Here is a 10,325-nt window from a genome sequence, read left to right on the forward strand (position 1 = left end):
ACCTCAATCCCTTTTTACCCTCCGCCCCCTCTTGCCTTTTTTTTTCTTCGGCCCCCCCCCCAGGCCTTTCCTTTAACCGCCTTGGGGGGTGGGGGCCGCCCCCCCCACACCCCGCCCCCCACCACCACCCCACCCCGCCCCCCTCCGCCGCCGAGCCGACCCACCGATGAGGAAGCCCATGTTTTCCACGGCAGTTGACATGCCACGCCCGCGCCGCAGACGCCCGGCGGCGCTGCTCGGCGCCGTCGCGCTCGTGGCCGCCTCGGTCATGGTCGGCGTCGGCTCCACCGCGCAAGCCGCCGACACCCCGAAGACGGCCCTCGGCAAGAACGGCCAGAAGCTCACGGTCTCCGCCTCCGCGAACCTCGACCCCGACGGCGAGACCCTCCGCGTCACCGGCGAGGGCTACGACGCGACCAAGGCCATCTATGTCGCCCTGTGCAAGGACAACGGCGACAACCGCATCCCCACCCCGTGCCTCGGCGGCGCCGACATGACCGGGGGCGGCGAGTCGTCGAAGTGGATCGTGCCCGAGGGCGACGAGTACGCCGGCGATCTCGCCGTGACATGGGGCGCGGGCGGCACCTTCGACGTCGAGATCGCAGTCAAGGCCAAGGATGGCGGGCTCGACTGCACCCAGGTCACCTGCTCGGTCATCACCCGCGTCGACCACCGGGGCAGCGGCGACCGGTCCCAGGACGTCCGTATCCCGGTCGCCTTCGAGGGCCAGGACCCCGGCGGAGGCGGCGGCGACGGGGTGGACGTACCGCCCGGCACCGTCAGCTATGTGAAGACCGCCGAGTTCACCACCGCCGGACGCCCGGTGGACCTCCTCCTGCACCCCGACTCCGGGAAGCTGTACGTCGGTTCGGAGAACATCCCGGACACCGCCGATGTCGCCGAGCAGGGCCTGTACGCGCTGGACGCCGCCGACGGCAAGCTGCTCAGCCATGTCGCGCAGGCCCCCGGCTCCACCGGCGCCCTGGCCCCCCGCGTGGCCAAGGAGATCACCGTCCCGCTCGCCGGTGACGGCGTCGTCTTCCACTACCCACTGCGCGGCCTGGGCGCCGCCAAGGACGGCGACACGGTCGCCCCGGGCGTCTGGCTGACCGGCGCCTCGGTCACGGCCACCGGCCCGGGCACCCAGGCATCGACGGTCCTGGTCCAGCAGGGCGCCACCGTGTCCGAGATCGAGTACGCCACGGGCGCCGTGCAGCGCACGCTCACCCTCGACGGCGGCAGCAAGCTCGGCGTCGACACCGCACACGCCGCCGCCTGGTCCGGCTACGACAACGGCAAGCTGAGCCGCATCGACACCCGTTCCTTCACGGTGACCGCCACCGCCCAACTCCCCGAGGGCTTCCTCACCTTCATCGAACCGGACCCGGACACGGGCAACGTCTGGGTCGGCGTCGGGGACGACGTCCTGGTCTACGACAAGGACGCCAAGCTCCTGACCACGCTGGCGGGCAAGGACCGGGCGAAGGCGGCGGGCTTCGACAAGGCCACGCACCGCGCCTTCGTCCTGCGTGAGGACACCGCCGCTGAGGGCTCGGACAGCACCGGCTCACTGGAGACGTACGACAGCACCACCTTCGGGCAGGCCGCCGCGCCGCTCGCCCTTCCGGGCAGCCTGGCGGGCACCGGCGCCGCGGTGGCCGTGGCCCCGGGCGCCACGTCGGTCTATGTCACCGCCCAGGCCGAGAGCAAGGTCCTGAAGTTTGACGTCCGCGTCTCCCCGAAGGTCACCCAGTCCCCGACCGACCAGACCGTGGACCCCGGCGACGAGGTCACCTTCGTCGCGGCGGCCGAGGGCACTCCCGAGCCGGCCGTGCGCTGGCAGGTCAGCCCCGACGGCGGCCAGACCTGGACCGCGGTCGAGGGCGCGACGCGGAACGCGTACACCTTCACCGCGAAGGCGTCGCAGGACGGCTACCGGTACCGGGCGGAGTTCACCAACACGGCGGGCACCACCCGCACGACGCCGGTGACGCTCACCGTCAAGGAGCCGTCGGACGGCGATGACGGCGGCGGCGACGGCAGCGAGGAGCAGGACCCCTCCGGCACGAAGACCGGCACCGGCCCCGAGGGCCAGAAGCTCACCGTCACCCCGGTCAACAACCTCGCCACCGAGGGCCAGACCCTGAAGATCACCGGCTCCGGCTACGACACCGGCAAGGGCATCTACGTCGCCCTGTGCGTCGACAACGGCGCCGGCGAACTCCCCACCCCCTGCATCGGCGGCGTCGACATGTCCGGCACCTCGCACTCCTCCGCCTGGATCTCCTCCGATCCGCCGGACTACGGCGAGGACCTGGCGATCCCGTACGGCGACGGTGGCACCTTCGAGGTGGAGCTGACGGTCGACGCGAAGGACGAGTACACCGACTGCTTCAAGGCGACCTGCGTCCTCGCGACCCGCGCCGACCACACCCTGTCCGGCGACCGCTCACAGGACGTGAAGGTCCCGGTCAGCTTCGTCGGCCAGGACCCGGTGGACACGGACGACGGCGACACGGGCGGGTCGGGTTCGACGGGCGGCTCCGCCTCCGGCGGCACGTCCACGACCGGCGGGACGGGCTCCACCGGCGGTACGGCCACCTCACCGTCAGGCGGCAGCCTCGCCTCCACCGGCGTCACGGTCCTGACCGCCGCCGCCCTCGCGGCCGCCCTGCTGGGCGCGGGCTGGGCGGCATACCGACGGGGCCGCACAGCCGGCTAGGACAGCCGTACGCGTACATGGGCTCGGGTGGCGGAAATTGTTATCCCCGGGCGGCTGAGCCGTCTCCTGCACGAGCGCGTCCTTTTATCCACGGCAGGAGTGACCCTCACCCATGGCCCAGACCAACAAGCACCGTTTCAGCCGCCGCGGCATGCTGCAGATCACCGGTGGCCTCGCCGTCGCCGGAGCGGCCGGCGGCATCACGGCCACCGTGTACGGCGAAGACGGCGCCGGCGCCGCGGAGACCGGCACCGGCACCGGCACCGGCACCGGCGGGACGGCCGCCAAGCGGACGTTCCAGCACCCCGGCATGCTGCACTCGTACGGCGAACTCAACCGTGCCAAGGTCCGGGTGCAGGCCGGGACCCGTCCCTGGACGGCCGGCTGGCAGCGGCTGGTTGCCAACCCGCACGCGCAGAGCACCTGGAAGCCGCGCGCCACCGCCACGGTCATCCGGGGCGGCGCCGGACAGAACTACCCGCAGCTCTACCGCGATGTGCACGCCGCCTACCAGAACGCGCTGCGTTGGAAGATCGCCGGTACGAAGGAGCACGGCGACACGGCACGCGACATCCTCAACGCCTGGTCCGGCACGCTCAAGACGCTGACCGGCAACGCCGACCGGTTCCTCGCCGCCGGAATCTACGGCTATCAGTTCGCCAACGCCGCCGAGCTGATGCGCGACTACCCCGGCTTCGACCTCGCCCGGTTCCAGAAGATGCTGCTCACTGTCTTCCACCCGATGAGCGAGGACTTCCTCACCCGTCACAACGACGCCAACATCCAGAACTACTGGGCCAACTGGGACCTGTGCAACATGGCCTCCATCATGGCCATCGGCATCCTCTGCGACGACACCGCCAAGTTCCAGCGGGCGGTCGAGTACTTCAAGAACGGCGCCGGAAACGGCTCCATCAAGAACGCCGTACCGTTCCTGCACGCCGACGGCCTCGGCCAGTGGCAGGAGGCGGGGCGCGACCAGGGCCACACCGTCATGGGCATCGGCCTGATGGGTGCCGTCTGCGAGATGGCGTGGAACCAGGGAGTCGACCTGTACGGGTACGACGACAACCGCTTCATGAAGGGCGCCCAGTACGCCGCCAAGTACAACCTCGGCGGGGACGTGCCCTTCACAAAGTACGCCTGGCGCACCGGCACCGGCCGGGGTGCCCACCGCGAGCAGACCGTCGTCTCCGCCCCGGGCCGTGGCCAGATCCGGCCCGTGTGGGAGCTGGTGCACAACCACTACGCCAAGCGCCGGCGCCTGTCCGTCCCGTACATCACCGCCATGGCGGAGAAGGTGCGTGCCGAGGGCGGCGGCGGGGACTACGGCCCGAACAGCGGCGGCTTCGACCAGCTGGGATTCGGGACGCTGCTGTACTCCAGGTAACCCTTCGGCTCGAAGACCCGCATTCGGGCCAACAGGGCGATAATGGGGTCATGAGTACGGCAGCGTTTGAGGTAGCAGCCACGGCGAGTGACGTACTGAACGTGATAGCCGCCTTCGCCGGAGGACTGTTCATCGCCGGTGCACTGATCTGGGCCGTGCGGCTCGGCATGCGGGTCAGGGACCAGGAACCCCCACGGCCTAGCCCGGAGGAACAGCCCCACCTCCCCGTAACGGGCCCGGTCCACGAGATCCGGGAGATACGGGAACCGGACGAGGTCCCCCAGTCGGAGCGGGAACGGCTCATGCCGTACGAGCTCCACCACGCACGCACCAAGCGAGGAAAGGACCAACACCGCAAACGCTGGCTCCCCGGCTCCAGCGGCGGCTTCGGAAGCGGCGGCATAGGCCACGTGTGACTCCGTCGGTGGTGCCGTGATGGGTTGTCGGTCGTCCGCGGCGGCTTCGTGGCTGGTCGCGCCCACGCGGCGGAGCCGCATATAGATACAGCCCCGCGCCCCTCTGGGGCGCTGCCGAACCGCCGGCCTGACCTGCTTGGGCGACCTGTACCGGGCCCTGAAACGCCAGGCGGTGCTGGAGCGCCCCGTAGGGGCACGGGGAACTGCGCGACCAGCCACAACGGCGCCGCACATGCCCCCGCGACCCCCGTCCCGGGCTACGCCAGCCAGACCGTCGTATCCGGCCCGATCCGCCCGTCCTCGATCGGCGCACTACTCAGCCGCACCTCTCCCGGCGGCAACGCGATCGCCGTGTCCGACAGGTTGGCGACACACCGCCAGCCGTCCCCGCGCGCGAAGGCCAGCACGCCGGGCGGGGTGTCGGCCACCCAGGTCAGCTCCTCTCCCTCCAGCAGCTTGCGGCGCAGCCGCAGGGCCCGGCGGTACAGCTCCAGCGTCGAGCCCTCGACACCGTCCTGGGCCTCGACGGCGTACGACGCGAAACTCGCCGGCTGCGGCAGCCACGCGGCCCCCGCCCCGAAGCCGTACGAAGGACCGCTCGTCGTCCACGGCAGCGGCACCCGGCAGCCGTCGCGCCCCTTCGACGTGTGGCCGGTCTGCTCCCAGATCGGGTCCTGGAGCACCTCGGCGGGCAGGTCGGCGACCTCGGGCAGACCGAGTTCCTCGCCCTGGTAGACGTACGACGATCCGGGCAGCGCCAGCATCAGCAGCGTGGCCGCCCGGGCGCGCCGCAGTCCCGCCGACTCGTCGACGACGGGGGCGGTGCCGTCGGACAGGAGCCAGGCGTCCGGGTCGGTGCCGGGCGGGAGCATCAGGCGGGAGGCGTGGCGGACGACGTCGTGGTTGGACAGCACCCAGGTGGCGGAGGCGCCGGCGGCACGGGCGGTGGCGAGGGAGTCGCTGATGACCTGCTTCAGCTCACCGGCGTCCCAACCAGCCTGCAGATACTCGAAGTTGAAGGCCTGGCCGAGTTCGTCGGGGCGGGCGTACCGGGCGCGGCGGGCGCCCGGGACCCAGGCCTCGGCGACCGCCATACGCGGCGGAATGTAGGCGTCGAGGATCTTGCGCCAGTCGCGGTAGATCTCGTGGACCTCGTCGCGGTCGTAGAAGGGGTGGGTGCCGGGGGCGAAGTGGGGGAGGGCGTCCTCGGCGCTGAGTTCGGGGGCGCCGAGGTCGCGCAGCGGCTCGCTCAGGTCCTTGGCCAGGGCGTGGGCGACGTCCACGCGGAAACCGTCGACGCCTCGGTCCGACCAGAAGCGCAGGGTGGTGCGGAAGTCGGCGCGGACCTCTTCGTTGTCCCAGTTGAGGTCGGGCTGCTCGGGAGTGAACAGGTGCAGATACCACTGCCCGTCAGGAAGGCGCCGCCATGCGCTGCCGCCGAAGACGGACTGCCAGTCGGTGGGCGGGAGTTCGCCGTTCGCACCGTGGCCGTCGCGGAAGACATACCGGTCACGGGCCGCTGATCCCGGCCCCGCGCGCAGGGCCTCCTGGAACCAGACGTGCTGATGCGAGGTGTGGTTCGGGACAATGTCGACCATCACCTTCAGGCCGAGGCGATGCGCCTCCTCGACCATGGCGTCGAAGTCGTCGAGCGTGCCGAGGCGTGGGTCGACGTCGCGGTAGTCGCCGACGTCATAGCCGCCGTCGGCGAGTTCGGAGGGGTAGAAGGGGCTCAGCCACAGGGCGTCGACGCCCAGGGCGGCGAGGTGGTTCAGGCGCTGGGTGAGGCCCTTCAGGTCCCCGAGCCCGTCGCCGTCTGCGTCGGCGAAGCTGCGCGGATAGACCTGGTAGATGACGGCCTGACGCCACCAGTTGGGGTCGCGGGACGAGAGGTCGGGCACGCGGTCTCCTCTGCGGTGCGGTCACGCTGTGCGGTGGTGCGACAGACAGAACCCTGTCCAGATCGCCGGAAAAGTGAACCACCGGGCGGTTGTGTGGGGAGCGGACTGAAGCATTCCCCGTGTGACGGAAATGTGATGACGCCTGAACTTCCTATCCATCTCCGCAGGTTGACAGGTTTCAACGGCACGACGAGCATGGTCCTCGCTGTGGCCCATGTGACCGATGGGCCCGGTGTTTTTTCGCTTTTCTCTACGACCATTCCACCCGGCTCGGCGTGCCCGGCAGCATCGCGCTGCCCTCCACGGTGCCGTGCCCGGGTTCTCTGCTCACGCCAAGATGGGGATCCGCATGTCCATAGCGAGACGTGTCACCGCGCGCCGCCTCCTGACCACAGGCGCCGCGTCACTCGCCCTCTGCGCCGCCACCGTCGCCTCCGCCTCCGGCGCCTGGGCCACCGGCACGCCCGGCGGCGAGGGCTGGAAGTCCGGCGGCGCCTACCAGCCCGGCACCGGCGCGGGCACGGAAACCGGAACCGACCGCTGCCAGTTCTCGCTCGACGGCGCCAACTTCTTCGACTCGGTCAAGGTCGACGACGTCAACCTCCGGCCCACCGACGACGGCAAGGTGCACGTCTCCGTCCGCACCGCCGGCGACGCCACCACCTGCACCGCCTCCCTCGCCTCCTACATCGCCCACGGCCCCACCTTCGCCACCTCCGGCGAGCAGGTCTTCGTCGACTTCGACACCGTGACCGTCAAGCCCGGCCAGACCGACACCCTCGACATCGCGGTACCGGACGCGGGCTGCTTCGCCCAGATCGACCTCTACCGCGGCAAGGTCAAGTACGACGGCGACTTCGACGCCAACGACGGTTTCGAGCACGGCGACCTGCCCAAGGGCCCGGACCGCCCGGTCATCAAGGACAAGCTGATCGCCGCGTGGAACGGCGGCACGAAGGACTGCACGACGGTTCCGTCCGAGCCCCCGGCCGAGTCGACCCCGCCGGCCGAGACCACGCCGCCTCCGGCCGAATCCACCCCGCCGGCCGAGGAGACGACGCCCCCGCCGACCGAGCCGCCGTCCGAGACCCCCTCCACCCCGCCCGCCTCCGAGTCGTCAACACCCCCCGCCCCCACCCCGAACGGCGGCGACGACGACCTCGCCGAGACGGGCGGCAGCAGCGCAACCATGCCGATCGCCATCGGCGCGACGGTGCTGCTGGCAGGCGGCGCAGGCATGGTGGCACTGACACGCCGCCGCCGCTCGTCGAACTAACCCGCAGACAAAGACGAACCACCTAACGCTCGACGGTCGAGAGGTACAACTTCACGTACCTCTCGACATCGACGTCCAACGCCACATCCACCAAGGGCTGTTCACGCGTGCCCTCATGAATCTCGGCCTCACCGGGACGCGGACGCCGGTCGACGATCGTCTGCCCCCGCCCCAGCCCCGGAGCAAGGCTCACCTCGACAGGCAGCAACTCCGTACGGATACCGGCCGGATCAACAACCGCACACACCGCACCGGCGTCTCCCAGACCCCCCGTAGGGGTCGGGTCCCCGGACGCAGCCGGATCACGGTGAGCCAGCAGCTCCCCGGCCAGCCGAAGACTCGCCTCCGCGCTCGTCCGCAACCGCTGCACATCCGCCGCAGGCACCAGCACCCGCTTGAACACATCCAGCCCGTACATGGTGATCGGCACCCCCGCGGTGAGCAGGATCGCCGCCGCCTCCGGGTCGTGCCACACGTTGAACTCCGCGACCGGCGTGGCATTCCCCGTCGCCACCGCGCCACCCATGAACACGATCCGCTCGATGTTGCGCACGACCTCCGGGTGGGTCCGCAACAGCAGAGCGATATTCGTGAGGGGCGCGGTCGGAACGAGCGTCACCCGCCGCGGCGACGCAAGGATCTCCCGCCGCAGCAGCGTCACCGCATCCACGTCGACCGCCGTACGGCTCGGCGCGGGCAGCCCGAGGTCGGCCATCCCGTCCTCCCCGTGCACATGCCGTGCCGTCCGCACGCCTTCGATCAACGGCCGCTCGGCACCGCGCGCGACGGGAATCTCGGGTGCGCCCGCCTGCTCCAGCACGGTGAGCGTGTTCCGTACGACGCCGTCGACGTCGGTGTTCCCGGCCACACAGGTGATCGCCCGCAGGTCGATCCCCGGGTGGCGTACGGCGAACAGCAGGGCCAGGGCGTCGTCGACACCCGTGTCGCAGTCGATGATCACGGGTATGGGCTGACCGGTCACGTCGGCGCTCCTCATTCCACGTCCGGGTAAGTCACTGTCGTAAGACACTGTTCGACACGACCCTACGCAGCGGCCCACAGTTCGGCGCCCCGCTCCCCGACCTGCTCCGCGATCCGGTCGAGCAACCCCGCCACAGGCACCGCCCCCGGCCGCCGCCCGTCCCGCAGCCGTACGGCCGCCAGCTCGTCGTCGGCCTCCCGCGCCCCGATCACCGCCTGGTACGGCACGAGCCGCGCCGCCCGGATACGGGCGCCGAGGGTGCCGTCGCCGGGGCCGTACAGCTCGGCCCTCAGCCCGCGCCGCACGGCCCGCCGTACGACCTCCCGCGCCTGCTCCTCCTGCGCCTCCGACACCGGCAGAACCGCGAGCTGCACGGGCGCGAGCCAGGCCGGGAAGGCTCCGCCGTGCACCTCGATGAGGTGGGCGACGGCGCGCTCGACACTGCCGATGACGCTGCGGTGGACCATGACGGGCCGGTGCTTGGCCCCGTCCTGGCCGATGTAGTGCAGGTCGAACCGCTCGGGCTGGTGGAAGTCGATCTGCACGGTGGAGAGGGTGGCCTCACGCTCCGCCGAGTCCACGACCTGCACATCGATCTTGGGCCCGTAAAAGGCGGCTTCGCCTTCGACGGCGTCGTAAGCGACTCCCGCCCCGTCGAGAACCTCCTCCAGCAGTCCGGTCGCCCGCCGCCACAGCGCAGGATCGGCGACATACTTTCCACCGTCCCCGGGCAGCGACAGCCGGTACCTCGCCGCCCGGATCCCCAGATCCGCATACACGCGCCCGATCAACTCCAGGGCCGCACGCGCCTCGTCGACGGACTGCTCCAGGGTGCAGAAGATATGCGCGTCGTTGAGCTGGATGGCCCGCACCCTGCTGAGCCCGCCGAGGACGCCGGACAGCTCGGAGCGGTACATGCCGCCCAACTCGGCGATCCGGAGGGGAAGTTCGCGGTAGCTGTGCGAGCGGGACCGATAGATGAGCGCATGATGCGGACAGAGCGACGGCCGCAGCACGACCTGCTCGGCCCCCATCTCCATGGGCGGAAACATGCCGTCGCTGTAATGGTCCCAGTGCCCCGAGATCTCGTACAGCTCCCGCTTCCCGATCACCGGCGAGTACACATGCCGATAACCGGCCTCCCGCTCCACCTCCCGGACGTACTCCTCCAACTCATGCCGCACCACGGCCCCGTCCGGCAGCCAGTACGGCAACCCCGCCCCCATCAGCGGATCGGTATCGAACAACTCCAGCCCACGACCGAGTCGACGGTGATCGTTCATAACAGGCTCCTCCAATAGCGGGACGAGGAACCGGTCGGCACAAGCCAAAGCCCCGGAGCACTCGCCCCGGGGCTTCGATGATCTACATCAGCAGTCAGCGCACCGGGACACTCTCCGGCGTCGTCGTCATGGAGGACGGCTGGGCGCGCTTCATAGGGGGACGCTAACAGGGGGCTGAGGGAGACGGCGACGGCTTTTTCCTCCGCCCAGCTGCGGCTGCCGTCCCGCCCCGCCCAAGCTGCGGGCATGCGTGCCGCCTGGGGCGGCACGGGTGGGCGCAGGCGGCACCCCGTCAGCGCCGGGCCGCGCGACACACCCCGCCTCAGCCACCGCGCCGGGCCGCGCGACCCACCCC

At 70.7% G+C, this 10,325-nt stretch carries 7 protein-coding genes; 4 read left to right on the forward strand and 3 right to left on the reverse strand.

From position 1 onward, the window contains the following. Positions 1-199 precede the first annotated feature (199 nt). The 3 genes from AB0I98_RS48870 to AB0I98_RS48880 all read left to right on the forward strand — a co-directional run bounded on the left by AB0I98_RS48870 (position 200) and on the right by AB0I98_RS48880 (position 4,528). On the forward strand, positions 200-2,722 hold the full coding sequence (locus tag AB0I98_RS48870; protein WP_362952849.1) for an immunoglobulin domain-containing protein: 2,523 nt from the start codon (positions 200-202) through the stop codon (positions 2,720-2,722). Positions 2,723-2,834: 112 nt separating this feature from the next. Next, on the forward strand, positions 2,835-4,112 hold the full coding sequence (locus tag AB0I98_RS48875; protein ID WP_362952851.1) for an alginate lyase family protein: 1,278 nt from the start codon (positions 2,835-2,837) through the stop codon (positions 4,110-4,112). Positions 4,113-4,162: 50 nt separating this feature from the next. Continuing rightward, the gene (locus tag AB0I98_RS48880; protein WP_362952853.1) at positions 4,163-4,528 is read left to right on the forward strand and encodes a DUF6479 family protein; all 366 of its coding nucleotides are present in this window, start codon (positions 4,163-4,165) and stop codon (positions 4,526-4,528) included. Positions 4,529-4,785: 257 nt separating this feature from the next. On the opposite strand, the gene AB0I98_RS48885 is transcribed toward AB0I98_RS48880, so the two are convergent. Further along, complete coding sequence (locus AB0I98_RS48885; protein WP_362952855.1) at positions 4,786-6,429, reverse strand: glycoside hydrolase family 13 protein; 1,644 nt, start codon at positions 6,427-6,429, stop codon at positions 4,786-4,788. A gap of 349 nt (positions 6,430-6,778) precedes the next feature. Between AB0I98_RS48885 and AB0I98_RS48890 the strand changes: the two genes are divergently transcribed. Further along, positions 6,779-7,705, forward strand: coding sequence for an LAETG motif-containing sortase-dependent surface protein (locus AB0I98_RS48890; RefSeq protein WP_362952857.1), 927 nt, complete (start codon positions 6,779-6,781; stop codon positions 7,703-7,705). Between the two features lie 22 nt (positions 7,706-7,727). On the opposite strand, the gene AB0I98_RS48895 is transcribed toward AB0I98_RS48890, so the two are convergent. Together AB0I98_RS48895 and thrS are read right to left on the reverse strand one after the other, a co-directional pair. Next, positions 7,728-8,687, reverse strand: coding sequence for a nucleoside hydrolase (locus AB0I98_RS48895; protein ID WP_362952859.1), 960 nt, complete (start codon positions 8,685-8,687; stop codon positions 7,728-7,730). 62 nt (positions 8,688-8,749) lie between these two features. Beyond that, positions 8,750-9,985, reverse strand: coding sequence for a threonine--tRNA ligase (thrS, locus tag AB0I98_RS48900; protein WP_362952861.1), 1,236 nt, complete (start codon positions 9,983-9,985; stop codon positions 8,750-8,752). Positions 9,986-10,325: the final 340 nt, after the last annotated feature.

It is taken from the genome of Streptomyces sp. NPDC050211 (assembly GCF_040656035.1).
Classification (GTDB): Bacteria; Actinomycetota; Actinomycetes; order Streptomycetales; family Streptomycetaceae; genus Streptomyces.

Excerpts from the sequence above, each read along its gene's own strand:
- AB0I98_RS48870 (WP_362952849.1), top strand. The coding sequence starts at position 200 with ATGCCACGCCCGCGCCGCAGACGCCCGGCGGCGCTGCTCGGCGCCGTC.
- AB0I98_RS48890 (WP_362952857.1), top strand. The coding sequence starts at position 6,779 with ATGTCCATAGCGAGACGTGTCACCGCGCGCCGCCTCCTGACCACAGGC.
- AB0I98_RS48875 (WP_362952851.1), top strand. The coding sequence starts at position 2,835 with ATGGCCCAGACCAACAAGCACCGTTTCAGCCGCCGCGGCATGCTGCAG.
- AB0I98_RS48880 (WP_362952853.1), top strand. The coding sequence starts at position 4,163 with ATGAGTACGGCAGCGTTTGAGGTAGCAGCCACGGCGAGTGACGTACTG.